The sequence below is a fragment of the Paraherbaspirillum soli genome (assembly GCF_042654985.1).
Lineage (GTDB): Bacteria > Pseudomonadota > Gammaproteobacteria > Burkholderiales > Burkholderiaceae_D > Paraherbaspirillum > Paraherbaspirillum soli.
This window is the reverse complement of the sequence record NZ_JBHSMT010000008.1, coordinates 479492-501940: the sequence shown is the minus strand read 5'-3', so window position 1 is coordinate 501940 and position 22449 is coordinate 479492. Positions and strand designations below refer to the sequence as shown.

Annotated in this window: 18 protein-coding genes; 10 read left to right on the top strand and 8 right to left on the bottom strand. The window is 59.5% G+C overall.

Annotated features, from left to right (window positions below; translation table 11 throughout):
* Nucleotides 1-83: 83 nt before the first annotated feature.
* Entirely contained in the window at nucleotides 84-1697 is a 1614-nt protein-coding gene (gene rtcR, locus ACFPM8_RS05015) for an RNA repair transcriptional activator RtcR (RefSeq protein ID WP_378995580.1), read from the bottom strand.
* 469 nt (nucleotides 1698-2166) lie between these two features.
* Here rtcR and ACFPM8_RS05010 point away from each other — a divergent pair, with 469 nt between their 5' ends.
* The 4 genes from ACFPM8_RS05010 (at nucleotide 2167) to ACFPM8_RS04995 (ending at nucleotide 6348) form a co-directional block, all read left to right on the top strand.
* A complete protein-coding gene (locus ACFPM8_RS05010; RefSeq protein WP_378995578.1) occupies nucleotides 2167-3402 on the top strand; it encodes an RtcB family protein in 1236 nt (411 codons plus the stop codon).
* 151 nt (nucleotides 3403-3553) lie between these two features.
* Entirely contained in the window at nucleotides 3554-4573 is a 1020-nt protein-coding gene (rtcA, locus tag ACFPM8_RS05005; protein ID WP_378995576.1) for an RNA 3'-terminal phosphate cyclase, read from the top strand.
* A gap of 386 nt (nucleotides 4574-4959) precedes the next feature.
* Nucleotides 4960-6168, top strand: a complete 1209-nt coding sequence (locus ACFPM8_RS05000; protein ID WP_378995574.1) for an RtcB family protein — start codon at nucleotides 4960-4962, stop codon at nucleotides 6166-6168.
* Nucleotides 6169-6171: 3 nt separating this feature from the next.
* On the top strand, nucleotides 6172-6348 hold the full coding sequence (locus tag ACFPM8_RS04995) for a hypothetical protein (RefSeq protein ID WP_378995571.1): 177 nt from the start codon (nucleotides 6172-6174) through the stop codon (nucleotides 6346-6348).
* A gap of 56 nt (nucleotides 6349-6404) precedes the next feature.
* On the opposite strand, the gene ACFPM8_RS04990 is transcribed toward ACFPM8_RS04995, so the two are convergent.
* The 5 genes from ACFPM8_RS04990 to ACFPM8_RS04970 all read right to left on the bottom strand — a co-directional run bounded on the left by ACFPM8_RS04990 (nucleotide 6405) and on the right by ACFPM8_RS04970 (nucleotide 11855).
* Nucleotides 6405-6851, bottom strand: a complete 447-nt coding sequence (locus ACFPM8_RS04990; RefSeq protein WP_378995569.1) for a TssQ family T6SS-associated lipoprotein — start codon at nucleotides 6849-6851, stop codon at nucleotides 6405-6407.
* A gap of 18 nt (nucleotides 6852-6869) precedes the next feature.
* Nucleotides 6870-8654: a serine/threonine protein kinase gene (locus ACFPM8_RS04985; RefSeq protein ID WP_378995568.1), complete on the bottom strand. Its 1785-nt coding sequence runs from the start codon at nucleotides 8652-8654 to the stop codon at nucleotides 6870-6872.
* A 69-nt stretch (nucleotides 8655-8723) separates the two neighbouring features.
* A complete protein-coding gene (locus tag ACFPM8_RS04980) occupies nucleotides 8724-9524 on the bottom strand; it encodes a PP2C family protein-serine/threonine phosphatase (RefSeq protein ID WP_378995565.1) in 801 nt (266 codons plus the stop codon).
* Nucleotides 9517-10689 (bottom strand): type VI secretion system-associated FHA domain protein TagH, encoded by a 1173-nt coding sequence (tagH, locus tag ACFPM8_RS04975; RefSeq protein ID WP_378995563.1) that lies wholly within the window; start codon nucleotides 10687-10689, stop codon nucleotides 9517-9519. The genes ACFPM8_RS04980 and tagH overlap by 8 nt, the downstream gene beginning before the upstream one ends.
* A 500-nt stretch (nucleotides 10690-11189) precedes the next feature.
* Nucleotides 11190-11855 (bottom strand): NUDIX hydrolase, encoded by a 666-nt coding sequence (locus tag ACFPM8_RS04970; protein ID WP_378995561.1) that lies wholly within the window; start codon nucleotides 11853-11855, stop codon nucleotides 11190-11192.
* 211 nt (nucleotides 11856-12066) lie between these two features.
* Here ACFPM8_RS04970 and ACFPM8_RS04965 point away from each other — a divergent pair, with 211 nt between their 5' ends.
* The 6 genes from ACFPM8_RS04965 to ACFPM8_RS04940 are packed head-to-tail and all read left to right on the top strand — an operon-like array spanning nucleotide 12067 to nucleotide 19233.
* Nucleotides 12067-12936: a cysteine hydrolase family protein gene (locus tag ACFPM8_RS04965; RefSeq protein WP_378995559.1), complete on the top strand. Its 870-nt coding sequence runs from the start codon at nucleotides 12067-12069 to the stop codon at nucleotides 12934-12936.
* A gap of 56 nt (nucleotides 12937-12992) precedes the next feature.
* Nucleotides 12993-14180 (top strand): nicotinate phosphoribosyltransferase, encoded by a 1188-nt coding sequence (gene pncB / locus ACFPM8_RS04960; RefSeq protein WP_378995557.1) that lies wholly within the window; start codon nucleotides 12993-12995, stop codon nucleotides 14178-14180.
* 10 nt (nucleotides 14181-14190) lie between these two features.
* The gene (locus ACFPM8_RS04955) at nucleotides 14191-15888 is read left to right on the top strand and encodes an NAD+ synthase (RefSeq protein ID WP_378995555.1); all 1698 of its coding nucleotides are present in this window, start codon (nucleotides 14191-14193) and stop codon (nucleotides 15886-15888) included.
* A 10-nt stretch (nucleotides 15889-15898) separates the two neighbouring features.
* Nucleotides 15899-16939, top strand: coding sequence for a bifunctional nicotinamide-nucleotide adenylyltransferase/Nudix hydroxylase (locus tag ACFPM8_RS04950; protein WP_378995553.1), 1041 nt, complete (start codon nucleotides 15899-15901; stop codon nucleotides 16937-16939).
* Between the two features lie 42 nt (nucleotides 16940-16981).
* Nucleotides 16982-18115, top strand: coding sequence for a hypothetical protein (locus tag ACFPM8_RS04945; RefSeq protein ID WP_378995552.1), 1134 nt, complete (start codon nucleotides 16982-16984; stop codon nucleotides 18113-18115).
* A complete protein-coding gene (locus ACFPM8_RS04940; protein ID WP_378995550.1) occupies nucleotides 18115-19233 on the top strand; it encodes a TRM11 family SAM-dependent methyltransferase in 1119 nt (372 codons plus the stop codon). Before ACFPM8_RS04945 ends, ACFPM8_RS04940 begins: the two co-directional genes overlap by 1 nt.
* Before the next feature lie 196 nt (nucleotides 19234-19429).
* On the opposite strand, the gene ACFPM8_RS04935 is transcribed toward ACFPM8_RS04940, so the two are convergent.
* Together ACFPM8_RS04935 and ACFPM8_RS04930 are read right to left on the bottom strand one after the other, a co-directional pair.
* A complete protein-coding gene (locus ACFPM8_RS04935; protein WP_378995548.1) occupies nucleotides 19430-21244 on the bottom strand; it encodes an aminopeptidase P family protein in 1815 nt (604 codons plus the stop codon).
* Nucleotides 21245-21429: 185 nt separating this feature from the next.
* Nucleotides 21430-22431: a LysR substrate-binding domain-containing protein gene (locus ACFPM8_RS04930; RefSeq protein ID WP_378995747.1), complete on the bottom strand. Its 1002-nt coding sequence runs from the start codon at nucleotides 22429-22431 to the stop codon at nucleotides 21430-21432.
* Nucleotides 22432-22449 lie beyond the last annotated feature (18 nt).

The following is a 22449-nucleotide window of genomic DNA, read 5'->3' as shown; positions in this document are numbered from 1 at the left end:
ATCCGCCGCTTGATGCACCACATATGGTTGACGCGTCCGAAACGGCGGAAGACGCTGCGCTTTTCCGCCCTACGCGGCTGCTTTCAACTTGACGCCAGCAATCCTTCCCAGCTCAATCCAAATTTCGCCAGGTATTTCTTAAGCCTATCCGCATCATTCGGTTTGGCCTTGCTGCCGCGCGATGCCGCAAACAATTTGCGCCCCGCATCCGACAGCGATCTGGACTGGCGGCAAACGCCGATCACCGATTTCAATTGCATCGCATCGAATAAATCCATCTGCGCGATGTCGGTATCGCCGAGAATGGCTTCCAGGTCCACCTCGTCCGGCTCGCCCGACGGCGACGAATAATGCTGCCACAAGCGCTTCAGGCGGCCGGTCTCGTCGGCCACAATCGCATCGGTGATGCGGCCGGCGTCGGCCAGCGTCGCCATCCGCGTCACCGCCGCGGATAGATCGCGGAAATTGCCTATCCATAGCGCCTCGGACGACATCGCAAAGCGCATGAAGCGGTCGCGCGCTTCTTTATTGAAGCGCACCATCTGGCCGTTATCGGCGCTGAACTGGGCCAGCAGGTAATCCAGGTTGGGCTCGATATCCTCCGGACGTGCTCCCAATCCCGGCAGCTCATACGTCCACAAGTTGATGCGTGCAAACAAGTCTTCGCGGAAGCGGCCGCTCACCACCTCCCTGGATAGATCGCGGTTGGTGCCCGCCATCAATTGAAAATCGCTCTGGACTTCATGGTCGCCGCCCATCGGCAGGAAGCGTTTTTCCTCGATCGCTTTCAGCAGCATCGCTTGTTCGTCCAGCCCCAGTTCGCCGATTTCATCCAGGAAAAGCAGCCCCTTGTGCGCGGTGCGCAGCAGGCCGGGGCGGTCCGATGCGGCACCGGTGAATGCGCCCTTGATGTGGCCGAACAAGGTCGAGCCGGCGCCGTCGCCTTGCAAGGTGGCGCAATTCAATTCGACAAATTTGCCGTCCAGTTGATGCCGCGCTTTCTTCAGTTCGAACACGCGCCGGGCCAAGAAGGATTTGCCGGCGCCGGTCGGTCCCATCAGCAAAATCGGCGCCCTGGATTTGATCGCGACCCGCTCGATCTCGTCGATCATCGTGTTGAAGCGGGCATTGCGGGTGGCGATGCCGGACTTGAGGAAGGCCACGCCCTCCTGCTGCTCGCGCGAGAAGCGCTGCGCGATCTGGTCGTATTTCGACAAGTCGAGATCGATCAGCGCATAAGTGCCGGGATCGCCGACCGTCTGCCGCCGCGATGGCGACGATTGCAGCAAGCGGCCGGGGAAGTAGTGCGCCTCGGTCATCAGGAACATGCAGATTTGCACCACGTGCGAGCCGGTCGTGATGTGGATCCAGTATTCCTCGTTATCGGTATCGAAGGGGTAGCTGCGAGCGAAGTCGAACAGGCTGCCGTAGACGTCTTCGAAATCCCAGGGATCGACAATCGGCAGTTGATGCGGCACCACCTCGGTCTCGGGCGACACCGCGCCGATATCCGCCGTCACCTGGTTGACCAGCGCTTCATGCCTGCCGCTATACAGCAGCTCCAGCCGCTCCACCACCATCTCGTCGTGCTGGGTCAGGGCGACGGTCGGACGCCACCTTTCCCAACGGTTGCTGCCTGTGCCGCGATCCAGTTGAGTGCCGACAAACCCGATGACGACGATGCGTTTCTTTCGCATATTTTGTATAAGTTTTTATCTAAAAAGATAATTTATCACAAAACACAGTTTATTCGAATCATCACCGGCAATGCCGTAAAAAATAATAATCTCAATTAAATCAATGCCTTATGCATTCTCATCCGAGATTGACCGATGCTGGCACGGCGGTTGCAATAGAGGAGCTACCAGCAAGACAAATACGAGGATAAACATGGCGCAGCAGCAGAAGGCAAACGCTGGTTGGATAATTAGCGTAGGCGAGGCAAGGAAGATCGGCAGCGGGAGCAAGACCAGGCCCTCAATCAATTACCTCATCACATCACGCAATGCCCATACTGTCGCGCAATGGCATTTCTCTGCAACGGCAGGCAGGACCGCAGATGCGCATCCAGCCCCTCAGACCGAGCGAGTCTGGCGCAAGGTCCTGGCCATCGTTGCCGGCATTTGATCGCGTACTTGTCATCGCCCATTTTTAAAAGTGAAAATCATGAAACACGAAGAATTTGATGTAATGAACGTTGAAGGCGGAAGCCATATCAAGATGTGGACCAAAGGCGTCCCGGTCGAAGACAGCGCCAAGCGCCAATTGGCCAACACCGCAAAACTGCCGTTCATCTACAAACATATCGCGGTGATGCCGGACGTCCATCTCGGTAAAGGTTCGACCATCGGCAGCGTCATCCCGACGCTGGGCGCGATCATCCCGGCTGCGGTCGGAGTCGATATCGGCTGCGGCATGATGGCCGCAAAAACAACCTTGAACGCCAACGATCTGCCGGATAACCTGGAACCTTTGCGGCGCGCCATCGAGAGAGCGATTCCGCATGGAATGACACCGAAGACGCGCGGCTTCAAAGGACGCGACAAGGGATCATGGGAAACGCCGCCGTCGGCAGTCGATGCGGCCTGGGCGCAACTCAAGGACGGGTTCGATGCGATTGCGCAAAAGACGCCGCGGCTGAAAAACACCAACAACTATCGTCATTTGGGAACCCTGGGTTCGGGCAACCACTTCATCGAGGTGTGCCTGGATGAAGCCAACTGCGTCTGGTTCATGCTGCACTCGGGATCGCGCGGCGTCGGCAACGCGATCGGAACCCACTTCATTGAATTGGCGAAGCAGGATATGCGCACCCATTTCATCAATTTGCCGGATCAGGATCTGGCGTATTTGCCGGAAGGGACCCAGCACTATGACGACTACGTGGAAGCGGTGAGCTGGGCGCAGAAGTTCGCTCGCATGAATCGCGAAGTGATGATGACCAACCTGATCGCAGCGGTGCGCACCGTGATTACCAAGCCGTTCGAAACGCACGTGGAAGCGGTAAATTGCCACCACAATTACGTGCAAAAAGAAACGCACTTCGGCAAGGATGTGCTGATCACGCGTAAAGGCGCGGTGTCGGCGCGGGCCGGAGAACTGGGGATCATTCCGGGTTCGATGGGCGCCAAAAGCTTCATCGTGCGCGGTAAAGGCAACCCTGAAAGTTTCAATAGCTGCAGCCACGGCGCAGGACGCACGATGAGCCGTACCGAGGCCAAGAAACGTTTCACGATTGCCGATCAGGTCCACGCCACCGAAGGCGTCGAATGCCGCAAAGATGCCGACGTGATCGACGAAATCCCGATGGCCTATAAGGACATCGATGCCGTGATGCATGCGCAACGCGACCTGGTCGAAGTGGTGCATACCTTGAAGCAGGTGGTGTGCGTCAAGGGTTGAAAACGTAAAGACGTAAAGACGTAGGGCGGATGAGCGTAGCGTTATCCGCCGTTGGATGTCTCACAGGTGTGTGATGCATCCAGAACGGCGGAAGACGCTGCGCTTTTCCGCCCTACTCACTAAAAACAACAACAGAATACGAAAAGAAAACATGATCGAATTAGATGGATCAACCGGCGAAGGCGGCGGCCAGATTCTGCGCACTGCGCTGACCCTGGCCATGATTACCGGCCAGCCGTTCCGCATCGCCAATATCCGCGCCAACCGTCCCAAGCCCGGCCTGATGCGCCAGCATCTGGTGGCGGTCCAGGCCGCTGCGCAGATTTGCAATGCGGATCTGCGCGACACCGCAGTCGGCGCGCAAACGCTGGAATTTGTGCCGAACCAGATCACCGGCGGCGACTACCAATTTGCGATCGGCACCGCCGGCAGTTGCACGCTGGTGCTGCAAACGCTGCTGCCTGCCTTGCTGTATGCGCAGCAGCCGTCAGTGATCAAGATCACCGGCGGCACGCATAACGCGATGGCGCCGCCGGCGCAATTTCTGCAGCGCGCCTATGGCAGGGTATTGGCCGACATGGGCGCCACGCTGGATATCCAGTTGAACCGCTTCGGCTTTTATCCGGCCGGCGGCGGCGAGATCGTCGCCAGCGTCCAGCCTTGCCGGCAACTGCGGCCGCTTGAATTGATGACGCGTGGCGAACGCACCTCGGGCTATGCCGAAAGCTTTATCGCCGGCGTGCCGCTGCATGTCGCGCAGCGCGAACTGGAATGCGTCGGCACCAGCATGGGCTGGGACGAGCCGCAGCTGAAGATACGCGGCCTGTCGCCGGATCAAGGCCCCGGCAATGTCTTGCTGGTGACCCTGGAGCATCAGCATGTGACCGATGTGTTTTGTGCGTTCGGCGAAAAGATGGTGCGCTCCGAGTCGGTGGCGAAGAGCGTGATTTCGCAGGTGCGCCAGTACATCACTTCCGGCGCTGCGGTCGGCGAACACCTGGCCGATCAAATCATGCTGCCGCTGGCGCTGGCCGGCGGCGGCGGATTCACCAGCAGCCGCATGTCCAGGCACGCACTGACCAACGCCGGCGTGATAGAAAAATTTCTGCCGGTGAGATTTGCGATGAACGAGAAGGACGGCTTGCACACTTGCGTCATTACTCAAAAATAGCCATCGCAAGCGCCGGACCCGCCGTCTAAAAAACGCAACAGTGGCGCACGTCGATTTGCAAATTAATTGACAGGCCGCAACTGCGTGCCGCAGAATCCGCTCTCATTGAATTTGCGCATTAACTTTGCGCAACAATTTTATCAACCCATTTTTTCAGGAAAGGAACGACTATGCCGCGCATGGCTATCAACAACTCGCAACACGCATAGCCCCGCGCATGGCTGCTCGGGGCAATCGGCAAAGTTCAACACTTGCCGACCCGAGCCGGTCGTTCCAATCAAGAACCCCGGTGAGGAAACTCGCCGGGGTTTTTTGCTTTACGGGCGCGACATCGAACGCGCTTGAGCGACCACCCCGGCATAACAAACAATAAGAAAGAACACGTTATGCCCATCAAACAAACGCTGCACAAGGGCCGGGTCCCAGTGCATATTTTTACCGACGATATCGACCACAGCGCGCTGCAGCAGCTGTTGAATATCGCCAATCTGCCTATCGTTTTCCCCCACGTCGCGGCGATGCCGGATGTCCACGCCGGAATCGGCGCCACCGTCGGCAGCGTGATCCCGACCCGTTCGGCCATCATTCCGGCGGCGGTCGGAGTCGATATCGGTTGCGGCATGAACGCGGTGCGCACCACGCTCACCGCCAGTCAATTGCCGGACAATCTGGCACGCTTGCGCAGCGCCATCGAGGCTGCGATTCCGGTCGGTTTCGAGCAGCATGAATGGAACAAGGTGCGCGGCTCCGCGCATGCCCGGGTCGGCCGTCCGCTCAACGACCGGCTCGACCGTATCGTCGCCAGGCATGGCGGCATCATGAAGATGCAGCACAAATTCACGCAGACCTGGATCTGCCAAATCGGCACGCTCGGCGGCGGCAATCACTTCATCGAAATCTGCCTGGATGAAGAACAACGGGTGTGGATCATGCTGCATTCCGGCTCGCGCGGGATTGGCAATGTGATCGGGCGCTATTTCATTTCGGCGGCACGCAAGGATATGGCGCGCCACAAAATCAATTTACCGGATAAGGATCTGTCCTACTTCAGCGAAGGATCGGAGCTGTTCGACGACTATGTCGATGCAGTCGAATGGGCGCAGGACTACGCGCTGATCAACCGCCGCGAAATGATGCGGCGCGTGGTGGAAGTGCTGGCCCAGCAGCTGCCGCCATTCAAGCTGGACGGCGAGGCGATCAACTGTCATCACAACTATGTGTCACGCGAAACCCATGGCAGCGAGCGGCTGTTCGTCACGCGCAAAGGAGCGATCTCGGCACGCGAAGGCGAGCTTGGCATCATCCCCGGCAGCATGGGCGCCAAGAGCTATATCGTGCGCGGCAAAGGCAATCCCGAATCGTTTTGTTCCTGCTCGCACGGCGCCGGCCGGCGCATGAGCCGGAGCGAAGCCAAGCGGCGCTTTGACCGCTTCGACCTGGCCGAGCAGACGCTCGGCATCGAATGCCGCAAGGACGGCGGCGTGGTGGATGAAATTCCGGCGGCCTACAAAGACATCGACCAGGTCATGGCCAACCAGAGCGATCTGGTGGAGGTGGTGCATACCTTGCACCAGGTTGTTTGCGTGAAAGGATAAGAGATGAAGATCACGATCAAACTACCCAAGCCGCGCAATCCGCTGGTGGCGGCAGCCAAGCTGCGTCAGGCCGGCCGCCATGACTCTTTTAACCCGGCACGCCGCGAGCGGCGCCTGCAGAAGCAAAATCTGCAGCTGCTGCTGTCGGGACGTGGCAGGAAAGACGATCCGGATGCGTGACGATAGGTGCGCATAGTCGAACCATCTGTTGCCGGGATGTGACGGGCGAATTAACTCTACCTCTTGGCCTGAGTAAACACTGGGCCCCATAACGGATGGCCCTTTTCTCCAGGCGCCAGATCGAAAGCCGGGTCCAGCTTCAGCGCTTTTTGAAACTGCTGCTTGCACAGCTGTTTTCTGGAAGTCACGCAATAACTGAAAGCCATGTATTTCAATGCTTCGGTCTGGGTGGATTTGCCTGCCGACCAGATTTCCGGGGCATTCGACAAGCGCTTGATCGCGGCGTTGTAGCTGCCCTTGTTGTACAAGGAAATGCCGTCGTTCAAGGCGGCCGGCGGTGCGCTCGGTTCGGGGGTAACGAAAGCCACGACCTGCTGCAAAATGGTCGGCTCCGGCTCGGTCGCCGCCGCTGGTTTCGGGTGCTCAAAGGTCTTGCAACCGCCAAGCAACATGGCCGCGGCAATCATCCCGGCGCAGCTGATACGGTAAAAGGTCACTGTCATTGCTTGCTATTGGCTGTACTAATTCTTGGAAGGAGAAAAATCGTAGCTGATGTTACGCGTTTTTTTCTTCGAGACGTCAATTTCCGTGACGTGATCAGGGAAATTTGGATTGACGACTTTGATCCGGTGTTTTCCTTCCGGCAAAACCAATTTTTTCAGAGGAGGGCTGACGCCTTTCAAAACCCCGTCAACCATTACGTTGCCCCACGGTTTGATGGTCAGCGTCACGGTCCCGGTGGCGTTGGCGGTCTTGGCATTGCCGGCAGCAGCGGCGGGCGCTGGTGTCGCATTTGCGCCACTGCTGGTCGCGGCTTTTTCGCGGTCCGCTTTGGTCTGCATGGCAAGCAAACTGGCGCGCGCCTGTTCCACATGCTGTCCCGCCGGATATTTCTGGATGAACTGCTCAAACTCTTGCGGGGTCGCGTTCGGATTGTCCTTCAGCACTTCCCAAGTGAAGGATTCGTCATCCGGTACCGGTGCTGCGCTTGCTGCGCCGGTCGAGGGCGCTGATGAAACAGGCGCGGGCGAGGGTGCGGGCACAGGTGCTGGCGTCACTGCGTGCGCCGGCGAATGTGCCGCAACCACGCTGGCAGCGGCGACCGGCGCGGGCCGGTGCTTGAATAAAAAATACCCGCTCGCGCCGAGTACGCACAAGCCGGCTACGGCTGCGATCCACAATGCCGGCGAACGCTTCGGTTTTTCCGGCTGCTTCGACTTCCTGGAATCCTGCCGCAAACGTTTGCCGTCCGGCGTTTTCGTTGATGCCGAAGCGCGCGGCTTGTCGCTGCCGTCGCGCTCCTTGCGGCTTCTGGATTCCGGCAATCTTGGCATGCCGGTGCTGCTGTCCGGCGTCGGCATCGGCACCGACAGTTCCAGATCCAGCAGTTTGCGGAATTCTTCGATCGACTGCGGGCGATCTTCGGGTTTGAGCGACAAGCCCATGTCGATCGCCGCCAGGAATTCCTTGCTGAAACCGCTGTGGCCGCCGTCTTGCAGACGCTTGATCGGATCATTGACCATGCGCGCCACGGAGGTCGGCGGCGACATTTTCATGATGGCGAAATAGACCACCGCCGACAGCGAATAAATGTCGGTCCACGGCCCTTGCTTCATGGTCGAATCGTCGGCGTATTGCTCGATCGGCGCGTAACCGGGTTTCAGGATGACCGTCAGCGAAGAATGGGTCATGTCGCCGATGATTTGGCGCGCCGCGCCGAAGTCCAGCAATACCGCTTCGCCGTTCTTCTGGATCATGATGTTGTCCGGCGAGATGTCGCGATGCAGGATCTGCACGCGGTACATGGCGTCGAGCGCTTCCAGCATCGGCTTCAACATGCTCTTGAGCCAGGCTTCGGTGACCTGCGCCGGATTATTGTTGACCACGCTCTTGAGGGTGCGGCCTTCGTAATACCGCATCGCCATGTAGCCGGTATTGTTTTGCTGCCAATAACGGTAAACCTTGATCAGCGCGGGATGGTCGAATTGCGCCAACAGGCGCGCTTCGTTGATGAAGCTTTTCAAGCCGATGGTGAAAGTTTCCTGGTGACGCTGCGAGCGCACCACCACCCTTTTATCCGGACCGCGGCCGGCAAATGCGCCCGGCATATATTCCTTGATCGCCACCGTGCGCCGCAGCGATCGGTCGAAAGCAAAATACACGATGCCGAATCCGCCTTCGCCAATCACGCCCATGATTTCAAAATCGGCCAGACGTGTTCCTCTAGGAAGACAGTTTTCGATCACTGTTTCCGATGTTTCGTCCGGACCAATCGGGTTGGCCGCGCTGGCGTTTCGTATATTCAAAATCGGCTCGACATTCGTAATATTGTTTTTCAGTGCCTGGAGCCTGCTGGTGCTCGTTGATCGTGCTGGTTAAGTTAACGTTGCCGTACTGGAATCTGTTGACAAGTAAATGGTGAACGCCGTGCAGTCATCGCGCGGGGTCTTCGAAGCACCGCCGTTTTTTTCCACAATCGCGTGCATGCCGGTCAACCATGCCTTGGCGGAATCCGCCGCCGCAGCGGCACTTTCCATTTCGCTCTCATCTATCCATTCCCAAAAGCCGTCGGTGCAAATCAGGAAAGAGTCGCCCGCCTGCACTGGCTCCGGCAGCTGGGTCACCTCGGCAATGCCGTCGCCGGCGACGCCGACCGCCGCGCACAGGATGCTGCGCTGAGGATGGGTGCGCAGCTGTTCGGGCTGGCAATGTCCGGCATCGACGCATTGCTGCACCAGGCTGTGGTCCTTGGTGACGCGGTGCACTTTGCCGCCGCGAAAATGATAGACGCGAGTATCGCCCATATGGGCCCATAACACCGAACGATTTTTGCGGTCGATCAATAGCGCCGCCACCGTCGCGCTCATGTCTTTCAGCCGCGGCTCTTCAGACTGGCGCCGTACCAGTTTGATAACGGCAAAATCTATATAGGCTTGAAGGGCGCGCGGACTGAAAGTCGCCTCTTGCTGAAACCGGTCGAGCACCGCCTTGACCACGATGTTCGACGCAATTTCTCCGCCTTCCTGTCCACCGACGCCGTCCGACACGACAAAGCAGGCCAGATCGTCCTGGCGCGCGCTGGCCAGCGCGTCCTGATTCGATTGCCGCCCGCCGACATTGGTCAGCTGCGAAGAAGTCAGGACCAGAGCGTTGCCGGACGATGGGGTATCAGCCATTCTGTTTCTTTACCTGTTCGACTTTTTTCTCATAGGCTTGCAAAAACGCTTTGCCGAACAGGGACTGGAACTCATCCTGCGCCGCCTCGTCGATTTTCTGGAAGCGCGCAACATAGGCATCCCACAGCTTGGCTTTTCGATTGGCCGGCAGCAGCGAAGCGACAAACCCGCTTTGCTGCACTTTTCGTTCCAGCGCATCAGGGTTAAACAGATGCAGGACCTCGTTCATATTGCCGCGCATGCCGGACACCACGCCGTGCTGGTGCGCATGCAAATCCTGGTACACGTCTTCCATCGCCTCGGTCGCGCCCATGAAGCCGGGCATTTTCTTGCGCAGCATCTGGGTCAGCACCACCTTGCTGTCCTGAAAAAATTTCACCGGATTATTATTCCGGACCACGACCTTGGTCACATCCGCATTCGCCTCGCGCTTGACCAATGCCCGCGCAGCGTTCAGGTCGATCGTGCCTTGCACTGCGGTTGCCAATAACTTGCCGACGGTTTCCATCACTTCCGTGGTCAGTCCGGCCGTCAGCGCTCCGGCCGGGAGGCTTGCGCCTTTCAGGAAAGCATGGGTCAGCGCCTGGACGTCGGCGCTTGCTTCGACCGTCTCCGGCACGGCGTCCGCTTCGCCGCTGTCGGCCACAGGGGCCGGATGAGCGGCCGCATTGGGCGCGGACGGCGCAGCGTTGGCTGCCGCCAATTCCAGGTGCAATTGCGCCAGCGCCGATTGCGCAATGGCGGCCTGTCTGGCGTCCGGCTCAGCGGGCAAGCGGTTGGCGCCAAGCGCTGAATTGATCGGGTCGTTGGCAGGCTGATTGGTCATATTTACGTTTTCTTTCATTAAGCTCAGGTGCGCATCGGCGCGCAATAAATAAAGTCCGATTTGAATTTGGTCGCCGCTTTGCAGCTCGTATTCACGTTCGGCATCGATCTCAAGACCGTTCAACCAGATGGGATTGGCTTGGCTCAGGTTGGTAATCGTTCTCCGCACGCCGTCGCTTTTGATCAAAGCCTGGACGCGGGAAACAAAATGCTTGGGGTCCGCCAGCACAAGGTGATTCTCTTCGCTTCGTCCCAGGGTTTTGCCGTCTCGGCCAAAGACCGCCGACAGCGGTGAGGCGGGCGCTACGTTGTTGTAAGAAACAACACTAATTTTAATCATCAGCTATTGTCCCAGGGACTTGGTAAATGCATGGATGGGCGTACTGGACGAATCTGGATGAACGCACCGTGTTGATATCTGCATCGTCTGGAGCAGACTGACTGGGAAACCTTTGGTGTATTAGAGCAAATATCATGCCAAAAAGCATCGCTATCAATTTGCGCGCGACGCAAGGCGGAACCGCGTTTGCGAAATGAAAAGCTGCCACCCCTTGTCACGCGTGCTGACATTTTCTGTCAGCTTGACTACTGAAGCCGGTGCTTTTTGATTGCAGTTTGATAGCACCCATTCCATTCACAAAAACACCCTGAATACGCGAGCTATAGAGGCGGGAATCATCATTGAATGCGAATGAACGTCCAATGATTTCAAGGCACCTCGAAAAACCGTAGCGAGCGGCCCAAGGTCGGGGCGAGAAGCGGAGTCGTACAACTTGTACGGCGAGCATCACAGCCCCGAGATTGGGCCGCACAGTAGGTTTTTCGAGGTGCGCTTCAGCCTCATAAGCCACGCTGCAACAAGGTCAGCCGCTCGCGCAATTCCGGCTTCAACCGATACAGCTGCGCCGGCCGATGCGCACCGCTCGCGCCGAACTTGCCGGCGATCGCTTCCAGCATGCCCATCTCGAAAATTTTACGGCGAAAGCTGACCTTGTTCAGCGCTTCGCCCATCAGCGTTTCATACACCCGCTGCAGCTGTGGTAGCGTGAACGTCTCCCCCAGCAAATGGCATGGCAACGACGAATACTGGCTGATGCTGCGCAGCCGGGCCACCGCCGTCTCGACAATCTGCCTATGGTCGAACGGCAGATTGAGAGGACGATCGACGCTGAGCAATTGCACGTCGGGATGACTGGCGCGCTCGATCACGTCGGCCGACACCAGCGCGTAATACGCGACAGAAATCGACCAGCCGCGCGGGTCTCGCGCGGAGCCTGAAAAAGTCGCCAACTGCTCCAGATAGGGACTTTCGATGCCGGTCTTGACGCGCAGCACGCGCAGCGCCGCATCGCGCGCATCGGCATCCTCGTCGGCGTGGATGTAGCCGCCCGGCAGCGACAGCACCCCTTTGAACGGGTCATGATCCCTTTTCAGAAGCGCGACTTTCAGGCCGTCATCCTTCAATGTAAGCAACACCAGATCGACGGTGCAAATTAGTTCATTCATGCATGACTCTCGTTATTTTTAATTCAGGCCGCTGATGGATTTTCAGCACTTAGTATCATTGTAGCCTTAAGTATAAGCAATCATAAATTAAAATAAATACCTATTATCAATGACATAGAAATTATCAACAATAAATTCAAGATAGTTAGTTGCATTAATAAACAAAGCAATTTAGACTAGAGCCACACCAGCAAAACAAAGAGGGATTCCCATGCGCCAGCACCTGCATTTACTGATCATCGATCCGCAAAACGATTTTTGCGATTTGCCTGCCGACTACCTGCCGCTCGATCCGGTTGGCGGCGGCAAGTATGCGCCGTCGCTGCCGGTGCCGGGCGCGCATGCCGACATGTTGCGCCTGGCCGAGTTGATCAATCTGGGCAGCGCAGGGATCAGCGGCATCAGCGTCACGCTAGACTCGCATCACCGGATCGACGTCGCCCACCCGACGTTCTGGACCGATGCGGCAGGCGCGGCAGTGACGCCGTTCACCCAGATCTCGGCGTCACAGGTGCGCGCCGGCGCCTATCTGCCGCGGATACCGCAGGCGCTGCCGCACGTGCTCGCTTATCTGGATCAGCTGGAAGCCGCCGGCCGCTATCGGCTGATGGTGTGGCCGGTGCATTGCGAAATCGGTTCGTGGGGCCACGACGTCCACCTCGATCTGCGGCACGCGTACAACCGCTGGGAAGAATCGACCTTGAACAGCGTCGCTAAAATCAGCAAGGGCAGCAACCCTTGGACCGAGCATTATTCGGCGGTGCGGGCCGAAGTACCGGACCCTGAAGATCCATTGACCCAGTCCAATCAAAGCTTGCTGGACAGCCTGGCCAAGGCGGACCGGATCTATATTGCAGGCGAAGCGGGCAGCCATTGCGTGAAGGCCACCACCGAGCACATCGCTGAAAACTTCGGCCCGAAAAATATCGCCAAGCTGGTATTGATCACCGATTGCATGAGTCCGGTCACCGGGTTCGAAACCCAGCACCAGGAATTTGTACGAAGCATGGCGGCGCAAGGTGCGCGCACCGCCAGCGCCAAGGAAGTATTGGCGCAACTGCTGGCCAACGCCCGCAGCTGAATTTTGAAGGCACGCATCATGCATGTCGCAGCAACTCATCTTTTGAAAGCCCTACCATGAATGGCATCGTTCACAGTCTGCTGGAAACCGATTTATATAAATTCACGATGTGGCAAGCGCTGCTGCACAGCCACCCGGATGCACAGACCGAATATGCTTTCGTCTGCCGCAATACGCCGCAATACCCGCTGGCGGCCTTGAAAGACGCGGTCGAACAGGAACTGGACCAACTCTGCTCGCTGTCCTTCCGCGATGACGAACTGGCTTACCTGCGCAACCTGCGCTTCATCAAAAGCGATTTCGTCGACTTCCTGACGGTGTTCCGGTTCCAGCGCAAATTCATTACCGTGGACGTCGATGGCGACCATCTGGTGATTCACGCCAAAGGGCCGCAAGTGCATGTGATGGGCTTCGAGATTTTCGTGCTGTACATCGTCAACGAGCTGTATTTCCGCGGCTTCGATCGGGATGCGGCGCTGACTGAAGCGCGGCAACGCCTGAACGTCAAGATCGAGCTGTTGAGAGAATTCCGCGACCACCCGGCCAAACACCATCCGTTCGAGTTCTTCGATTTCGGCGTGCGCCGCCGCTTCTCCCGCGAGTGGCACGACGAAGTGGTGGCGACGCTTGCGCGTGAAGTGCCGCAGTATTTCAAAGGCACTTCCAACGTCCATCTCGCCAAAAAATACGGCCTGGTGCCGATCGGCACGATGGCCCATGAGTACCTGCAATCGTATCAATCGTTCGGCGTGCGGCTGCGCGATTTCCAGAAAGCCGCGCTGGAAGACTGGGTGCAGGAATACCGCGGCGACCTCGGCACGGCGCTGACCGACGTGGTCGGCATGGACGCCTTCCTGAACGACTTCGATCTGTATTTCGCCAAGCTGTTCGACGGCCTGCGGCACGACTCCGGCGATCCGGTGGCATGGGGCGAGAAGGCGCTGGCGCACTACGCCAACTTGCGTTTGAACGCCCACACCAAACGGCTGGTGTTCTCGGACAGCCTGGATTTGCCGAGAGCGTTTTCCTTGTACCGGCATTTTGCCGACCGCATCATGACCGGCTTCGGGATCGGCACCAACCTGACCAACGACACCGGCCTGGAGCCGCTGAATATCGTGATGAAACTGACCAACTGCAACGGCCAGCCGGTTGCCAAGCTGCCCGATTCGGCCGGCAAGACCATGTGCAACGATGAGACCTTCCTGGCCTATTTGCGCCAAGTCTTTCACCGCACAGCCTAAGGAAAACAACATGCTCAAGATTGCTCTTGCCCAGTTAAATTACACAGTCGGCGACTTCGCCGGCAATACCGCCACCACCATCGATCACATGCGACGGGCGGCAAAAGCGGGCACCGAGGTAGCGGTATTCAGCGAGCTGTCGCTGTGCGGCTACTATCCCGGCGACTTGCTGGAAGACAGCCATTTCCTGCATCAGCTCGATCACGCATTGGAACAAGTGCTGGCAGCGTCGCGCGAGTTGCCGCAGCTGGTCACGGTGCTGGGCACGGTGCGCCGCAATGCCGGCATCGGCAAGCCCTTGCATAACGCTTTGCTGGCGATCCGCAACGGCCAGGTGATCAGCGAATACCACAAACAACTGCTGCCCACCTACGGCATTTTCGATGAGCGGCGCCACTTCGAGCCGGGACCGGAAGGCGCTTGTGTGCTGGACGTAGCGGGCACGCGGATCGGCTTCATCATCTGTGAAGACGGCTGGAATATCGACCGCCGCGATTACCAGGTCAACCCGTTCGATGCGCTCAATGCGGCGCGGCCCGATCTGGTGATCAGCATCAATGCCAGCCCATCCGATATCGGCAAACGGCTGCAGCGTCATGCGCTATTTTCGGCCGCGGTGGAACAGACGCAACTGCCTTTGCTGTTCGTCAATCAGGTTGGCGGCCAGGACCAGCTGGTGTTCGACGGCGCTTCATTCGCGCTGTCGCCGAGCCAGGGCATTGCTTTCGAAGCGGCACAGTTCGCCGAAGATTTTCAGCTGCTAGCTTTCGAGGCCGGGCGCTTCAGCGCGCCGGATGGGCGCGCATTGCCGCAGCCGGAACAACAAGCTTGGTCCGCCAGCGAATTCGCGCGCCGCCAGATCGTATTGGGCTTGCGCGATTACGCCCGCCGCTGCGGCTTCACGCAGGCGGTAGTCGGCTCATCGGGCGGGATCGATTCGGCGTTGACCCTGGCGCTGGCGGTCGAAGCGTTGGGCGCGGAAAACGTGTTCGCGATCACGATGCCGTCGGCTTATTCGAGCGAGGGTTCGGTCTCGGATTCGGTGGCGTTGTGCGACAACCTCGGCATCAAGCTAATGCATCATCCGATTCTCGATCTGGTCGACAATTACGGCCGCGGTTTTGCCGCCGCATTCGGCACGCCACTGCAAGGTTTGCCGCTGGAGAATTTGCAGGCGCGGGTGCGCGGCACGATTCTGATGGAGTATTCGAACGCATTCGGCGCGCTGTTGCTGACCACCGGCAACAAGAGCGAGATTTCGGTCGGCTACTGCACCTTGTACGGCGACACCAACGGCGGTCTCGGCCTGCTCGGCGATTTGTACAAGACCGAAGTGTTTGCGCTGGCGCGTCACGTCAACCAGCATGCCGGGCGCGAAATTATTCCGGCCGCCGTGCTGACCAAACCTCCGTCGGCCGAACTGGCTCCCGGCCAGCAGGACACCGACAGCCTGCCGCCTTACGAAGTGCTGGATGAAATTCTCAAGTGGCACATCGAAGGCGCACGGCTGCCGCGCGCGGAGTTGACGGCCGCCACGCAATTTGTCGAGCAACTCGGCAGCACGCAGCAGGGCGCGCACACCATCGCCCGCATCGTCGGCATGGTGGCCCGTAACGAATACAAACGGCGTCAAGCGCCACCCATCATCCGGGTGCGCGCACGCGCCTTCGGCAGCGGCCGTCAAATGCCGATCGCCGCCAAATACTAGGACAAATCAGATGCCAGTTACCACTCCCGAAGTTGCAGTCCTGATCGGCCGCTTCCAGCCATTTCATCGCGGCCATGCAACGCTGCTGCAGAAAGCGCTGGAAACCGCGCCACGCGTCGTGATCGTGCTGGGTTCGTCGTTTCACGCGCGCAGCGCAAAGAATCCGTTCAACTGGCGCGAGCGCGCCGCGATGATAGGCGCGACCTTGCCGGCGGCTGAGCGCGAGCGGGTGTCGTATGTCGCGGTGCGCGACTACTACGAAGACAAGCGCTGGGCCAGGGCGGTACAGAACGAAGTCAGCAAGCTCCATCCGGATGCCCGGCGTATCGCGCTGATCGGCCATTTCAAGGATGCCTCCAGCCAGTACCTGAACCTGTTCCCGCAGTGGCAGCTGGTCAGCAGCGAGAATGCGTTCGAGATCGACGCCACCCGTATCCGCCGCATCCTGTTCGAGGCGGAAGACATCGACGTCTCGCTGACGGTGATTGCCGAACTGGTGCCGCTCGCGGTACGGCAATACCTGCAAGCGTGGAGCAAACTGGCCTGCTTTGCGCCGCTGGTGCAGGAACATCAGCAACTGCAGAAATACAAGGCGGCGTGGAGCACGGCTCCGTATCCGCCGATCTTTGTGACAGTCGATGCGGTGGTCCGCAGCGCCGGACATGTGTTGCTGGTGCAGCGCGGCGGCTTTCCCGGCAAAGGTTTATGGGCAATCCCCGGCGGTTTCGTCGAACAGCATGAGCGCCTGCTGCCGGCAGCAATGCGCGAGCTGTTCGAAGAAACCGGGATCGCGGTGCTGGCGTCGTCGCTGAACGACGCCTTCATCGAAGCCAAGGCTTTCGATCATCCGGAACGCAGCCTGCGCGGCCGCACCATCACGCATGCCCATTACTTCGACCTGAAGACCGAACACTTGCCGGCAGTGCAGGGCGCGGACGATGCGGCGGTGGCGGTGTGGGTGCCGATTGCGCAATTGGCGGCGATGGAAGAAAGCTTCTTCGACGACCACTTTCACATCCTCGATCAGTTCTTGCGGCTGAGCGAGGACTGACATGAGGACGACGCACCACAAGATATCGGACCGGACCTGGCGATGACGGCAAGCGCCATTCAATTCCATCCGATTGCGGCGCAAGCGATGCCGCAATTGAATGCGGCGGCGATCCTCACGCGTCTGCCTCAGCCACTACCGACGGTCATCTACCGCGCCCCCGATCCGACCGACGACGCGCGCTGGAAGCTGCATTCGATCGCGGGACGCGCACTGCAGATTGCGCAGCCGGTGACGTTTACTCCTTACGCGTCAGCCCGGCCCTGTTCTGCGCGCTGCCGCTTTTGTTCCGAGACCTTGATCGAGAACAAGGGCGACAAGCCAGCCAGCGGCCTGCGCCCTGACCGCCAATATATGCAGGGCTTGCAGAGCGCGCTGGCGCAACTGCGCGGCGTGCCGATGTCGTATTCGCTGTCCGGCCTGGAGACCACCGATGATCCGGACTGGATGCTGGACATGCTGGATATCCTGGATCGGCATGCACAATCTTCGACCGTCCATCAGCGCGTGCTGTACACCAATGCCGCCGGTCTGGCGGACCCGCAACGCGGCACGCAATTGATCCGGCGCCTGGAAGATTTCAACACCGACTGGATCGAGTTATCGCGCCATCATTTTGCAGAGGAGTTCAACCAGGCCATCATGCGTTTTAGGCCCGGCGTTGCGATTCGCGAGCAAGACATTTTTGAAGACACCCTGCTGCGCTTGAATGCGAAATTGCCGGTCAAGCTGGTCTGCATTGTTCAGCGCGGCGGCATCGACAGCGCGCAACAGATGCAACAGTATCTGGATTGGGCGCAAGGCCTGGGCGTAAGCAGCGTGATTTTCCGCGAATTTTCCAAGCTTGACGAACGCTATGCCGACAATGTCACCGCACGTTATATCGGCGCCACGCGGATCGGCATCGACACCTTGCTGGACGATTGTCTGAGCCTGCCTGCGTTGGCCGCACAACTGCATTTTGAACGCGCCACCGAAGGCTATTATTTCTGGAACGTGGCCGCCAAATATCGCGGCATCGATGTGGTGTTCGAAGCCTCCGACTACGTCGCCATGCATCGTCAGCACGACAGCGGACGAGTGTACAAACTGGTGTTTCACGCCAACGGCAATCTGTGCGCCGACTGGAACCCGAATCGCCATGTGCTGTTTAGTGCAAGCCGCGAGGAGTCGTAATGGATGACAATAGCTGGCTGGCGCTGACGGCATCGGACCCCACTTTTCAGTTGCCGGCCGACCTGGCGCAGCGCGATCCGTTTGCCGCGCGCGACATCGGCTGGGTTGAACAGATGCGGCCTTTCATACGGCAGTTTTCGCTGCCCGGACAAACTGTGCTGGACCCTTTTTGCGGCATGGGAACGACGCTGGTGGCAGCGCATCTGGAAGGACGGCGCGGCCTTGGCATCGAAGTCGAACCCGAGCGCGTCGACATCGCGCAGCAACGCTTATCGCGGCTGCAGGCGCAAGACTGCACGGTGCTACAAGGGGATGCGTTGACGCTGATGCCGGGCTTGCCGCCGGCGCATTTGATCCTGACCAATGTGCCGTATTTCGGCTGCCGTTGGCCTGAACAGTTGACCGACCATAAGCAGTTGTATAACAGCGCAACGTATGCCGAATTCCTGGAAGGCTTGCGGCAGACCTTGGCCGCACTGAAACCGTGTTTGCATGAGAACGGTTACTTCATCGTGATGGCGGAAAATCTTCGGATCGGCCAGCAATTCATCCCGCTGGCATCGGATGTCGGCCGCTTGCTGGCGGAACGGTATGTGCTGGTCGACGAACGCATCCTGGTTTACGAACGGCCGCGTCATGCATTAACGCCGCTGAGTTTTGGCAGCAATCGTTCGCACGAATATGCTTTTATCGCCCGCAATCAACCGAAGCCGATCGATCTCGCTGAAACGCTCGCATGCCTGCAAGCATTGGCCAGCGATCTACCGGATTTTGTGGTCTACGGCAGCTTCGCCCGCTGGCTGCAAAAGCTGGCGTTGCCGCGCCTTCCGGCCGATGCCGACTTGCTGGTCAGCGACGATCCGCAGCGGCTGACGGCATTCGTCGGCTGGTTTGAACAGCACGGATTCCAGGTCACGCGCTGGGGTGCGCCGTTGCATGCGCCGCTGGCCGCGGCGGCCAGCCGGCACGCGCATTATTTTCGCGCTGAAAGGCTGCTCGCCAACGGCAGCCTGTGCTTGATCGACCTGTGTTTCGAAGATAGCCGCCATCGCTATGCGGATGCGGTGTCGCAAGCAATCGTCATCAATGGCTTGCGGGTATTGTGCAGCAGCGATTGAGGCCGCATTGAAAAAGACGTCCGTCAGGACGCCTGTGGATACTACAGGGCACCTCGATAAACCGTAGCGAGCGGCCCAAGGTCGGGGCGACGATGTTGCAACACCTGCAGCCGTACGGAGGTACGGTGAGCATCGCAGCCCCGAGATTGGCGAGCTTGCCAAACCCTGCAGTAGGTTTTTCGAGGTGCCCTACGCTTTACAGCGCTTGCGTCCTGAGCTCGAGCCAAGCCTTGGCATCGCCCGCGACATGCGGCGACAGGCGCTCGCGCACTTGCGCATGGTAGGCGTTGAGCCAGGCTATCTCGTCCTGCCGCATCAAGCTCAGATCCAGGCAGCGCGTGTCGATAGGGCACAAGGTCAAGGTTTCGAAACGCAGATATTCGCCGAACTCGGTGGTCTCGGCCGGTTGGTTCAACACCAGGTTTTCGATCCGCACACCCCAGCGCTCGGGACGATAAATGCCCGGCTCGATCGAGGTGATCATCCCCGGCTCCATCGCGGTGTGTGCTTCCGGCATCGCAGTGCAGGAAATGACTTGCGGGCCTTCGTGGACGTTGAGGAAGTAACCGACGCCATGACCGGTGCCGTGCCCATAGTCGATGCCGCCGGCCCAGATTGGCGCGCGTGCGATCGCATCCAGCATCGGCGATTTAACCCCACGCGGGAACTGCGCGCCGGACAGCGCGATCACGCCTTTCAGCACCAAAGTGCAGTCGCGTTTTTGCGCGGCCGAAGGCTGGCCGATCGGAACCATGCGGGTGATGTCGGTGGTGCCGTTTACATATTGACCGCCGGAGTCGATCAGCAGCAAACCGTCGCCTTGTATCGTCGCATGCGATTCAGCGGTGGCCTTGTAATGCGGCATCGCGCCGTTGCCGTTGAAGCCGGCAATCGTGGCGAAACTGGGGCAGGTGAAGCCCGGGCGGCGTGCTCGCGCTGCGGTGATCTGGGTGTCTATCATCAGCTCGGTGACCGGCTCAGATTGGACTAGCGCCTGCTCCAGCCATGCGAAAAATTCGCATAGCGCCGCGCCGTCCTGCTCCATCGCCGCCCGCACATGCGACACCTCGTCGGTGCTCTTGCGCGACTTGGCAAACGTGGTCGGGTTGATCGCCTCGACCACCTTGACCGCGGCCGGGATCGCTTGCCGCAAACCCAGCGTCACGCGGCGCGGATCGATCAGCAGCGCGCTGTCCGCTGGCAGCGCTGCCAGCGCCGCCGCCGCTTGTGCATAAGGCGCCAGGTCGACGCCATCGGCCGCCAGGATAGTGCGCAGTGCCTCCGGCACTTTGCCGTCGGCGACAAACAGCGTCGCGCGTTGCGGTCCGATCAAAGCGTGGGCCACAAACACCGGATTGAAATTGACGTCGGCGCCGCGCAGATTGAACAGGTAGGCGATGTCGTCCAGCGTCGAAATGAAATGCGATTGCGCACCGTGGACCTGCATGGCTGCGCGCAGTTGAGCCAGCTTGTCGGCGCGGGATAGCGGCGCATGCGGCGGCTGGTGTTCATAAATCGGCTGGGTCGGCAGGGACGGCCGCTCGGGCCAGATTTCCGTCAGCAGGTCGAGATCGGTGCGCAACTTGACGCCATTTTTCTTGAGCGCCTGTTCCAGCATGCGCGCCGTCGCCAGACCCAGTACCGCGCCGTCCACGGCGACGGTGTGCGCGGCGGACAGGTTCGCGCCCAGCCAGTCGAGGTGCAACAAGCTATTGCCGGAAAGCGTTTTCATCAACACGATGCCGCTGCCCGCCAGCTCCGCCTCGGCTTGCGACCAATAGCGGCTATCGGCCCACAAGCCGGCAAAATCCGCGGTCACGATCAGATTGGCGACCGAGCCGGTGAAACCGGACAGCCATTCGCGCCCCTTCCAGCGCCCGGGCAGGTATTCGGACAAATGCGGATCGGCGGAAGGCACCAGGCAGGCGTCGATCTTGTGACGCTGCATGGCGTCGCGCAACTGCTGGATTCTGAGGGTAATGGCGGTTTGGGGGAAGTTTGGCGAGTTCATCGGATTTTGAGAAAAAGTTATTCGGATTGAGGGGCGTCGGCTGACGGCTGATACGACGATTTCTGCACCTGCGAATTGACAAGCATATCATTTCCAAACAGAAATTTTTGTGTAAGCACGCTTGCCGATTTGCTGCGCTTTTCCGACAACCATCTGATAGTCGCAACACATGGCCGCCGTCGAGTTCAGCTCCCCGCGGCGGCCTTCTTGGCTTTGCTGCGAGCCGGCGATTTTTTCAGCGGCGCGACGGCCGCTTGCTCGGGAACCGATGCGTCTGGCGCGATCATTTTTTGCGTCGCGCACACCTCGTCATGCAACCAGGCCCGCAGCGCTTGCAACGGCCCCCAGTCGCGCAACGCCGGCGGATAAACCAGGTAATAGGAATCGTAGGCACTGTCGGCCACCAGGCGCTGCTCGGACAAGCGCACCAGGCGGCCGTCGCGCAGCGCATCGGCCACCATGAACTCGCGCCCCAGCGCAATGCCCAAGCCCTGCTCCGCCGCTTGCAGCATCAGGCTGGCGTCGTTGAAATTGGCGACCGGATTGCTGCGCACATGGACCCCGGCCTCCTTGAACCAGCGATCCCAGAATTGGGCGCCGCCCAGCAGCGGCTCGTGCGCGAGCGCGGCAACGCCGCTGCCCTGCAAGCGACGCGCGGTGGCCGGCGACGCCACCGCGACAATCAGGCTGTCGAACAAGCGCTCGTCGCTGAGGCCGGGCCAGCCGCCGCGCCCCTGGCGCAGAGCGGCATGGAAGCCGTCGCGCTGCAAATCCACCAGCTGCTGCGAAGAGTGCAGCTCGAGCGCGATGCCGGGGTGGCGCTCGCGCCAGCGGTGCATGCGCGGCAGCAGCCAGCGCTGGCCGAAGGAGGGCACCACGGTCAGACGCAAGCGTTGCGCGGCGCCGCAAGCCGCCGCTGCCGCCGCCAGCACGCCCGCATCCAGCTGCGCCAGCGCCGAATCGACGCTGCCTAACAGCGCCTCGCCCGCAGCATTCAGCACGATGCGCCGCCCGCGCCGTTCAAACAACGCAAAGCCGAGCTGCTGCTCCAGCACGCCGATTTGCTGGCTCACGGCGCTATGGGTTAGATGCATTTCGAGCGCAGTGGCGCGCAGGTTTTGTAAACGCGCCGCGGTGCGGAAGACGGGAAGGGTATGGAGTGGGAGTCGGGTCATGCTGGTAAGGATAGCTGACCAACATGGTTA

Coding starts and splice junctions, on each gene's coding strand:
- tagH (WP_378995563.1), bottom strand. CDS start 10,689: ATGATTAAAATTAGTGTTGTTTCTTACAACAACGTAGCGCCCGCCTCA.
- ACFPM8_RS04955 (WP_378995555.1), top strand. CDS start 14,191: ATGCTCAAGATTGCTCTTGCCCAGTTAAATTACACAGTCGGCGACTTC.
- ACFPM8_RS04995 (WP_378995571.1), top strand. CDS start 6,172: ATGAAGATCACGATCAAACTACCCAAGCCGCGCAATCCGCTGGTGGCG.
- ACFPM8_RS04980 (WP_378995565.1), bottom strand. CDS start 9,524: ATGGCTGATACCCCATCGTCCGGCAACGCTCTGGTCCTGACTTCTTCG.
- rtcA (WP_378995576.1), top strand. CDS start 3,554: ATGATCGAATTAGATGGATCAACCGGCGAAGGCGGCGGCCAGATTCTG.
- pncB (WP_378995557.1), top strand. CDS start 12,993: ATGAATGGCATCGTTCACAGTCTGCTGGAAACCGATTTATATAAATTC.
- ACFPM8_RS04950 (WP_378995553.1), top strand. CDS start 15,899: ATGCCAGTTACCACTCCCGAAGTTGCAGTCCTGATCGGCCGCTTCCAG.
- ACFPM8_RS05000 (WP_378995574.1), top strand. CDS start 4,960: ATGCCCATCAAACAAACGCTGCACAAGGGCCGGGTCCCAGTGCATATT.
- ACFPM8_RS04970 (WP_378995561.1), bottom strand. CDS start 11,855: ATGAATGAACTAATTTGCACCGTCGATCTGGTGTTGCTTACATTGAAG.
- ACFPM8_RS04945 (WP_378995552.1), top strand. CDS start 16,982: ATGACGGCAAGCGCCATTCAATTCCATCCGATTGCGGCGCAAGCGATG.
- rtcR (WP_378995580.1), bottom strand. CDS start 1,697: ATGCGAAAGAAACGCATCGTCGTCATCGGGTTTGTCGGCACTCAACTG.
- ACFPM8_RS04940 (WP_378995550.1), top strand. CDS start 18,115: ATGGATGACAATAGCTGGCTGGCGCTGACGGCATCGGACCCCACTTTT.
- ACFPM8_RS04965 (WP_378995559.1), top strand. CDS start 12,067: ATGCGCCAGCACCTGCATTTACTGATCATCGATCCGCAAAACGATTTT.
- ACFPM8_RS04990 (WP_378995569.1), bottom strand. CDS start 6,851: ATGACAGTGACCTTTTACCGTATCAGCTGCGCCGGGATGATTGCCGCG.
- ACFPM8_RS05010 (WP_378995578.1), top strand. CDS start 2,167: ATGAAACACGAAGAATTTGATGTAATGAACGTTGAAGGCGGAAGCCAT.
- ACFPM8_RS04935 (WP_378995548.1), bottom strand. CDS start 21,244: ATGAACTCGCCAAACTTCCCCCAAACCGCCATTACCCTCAGAATCCAG.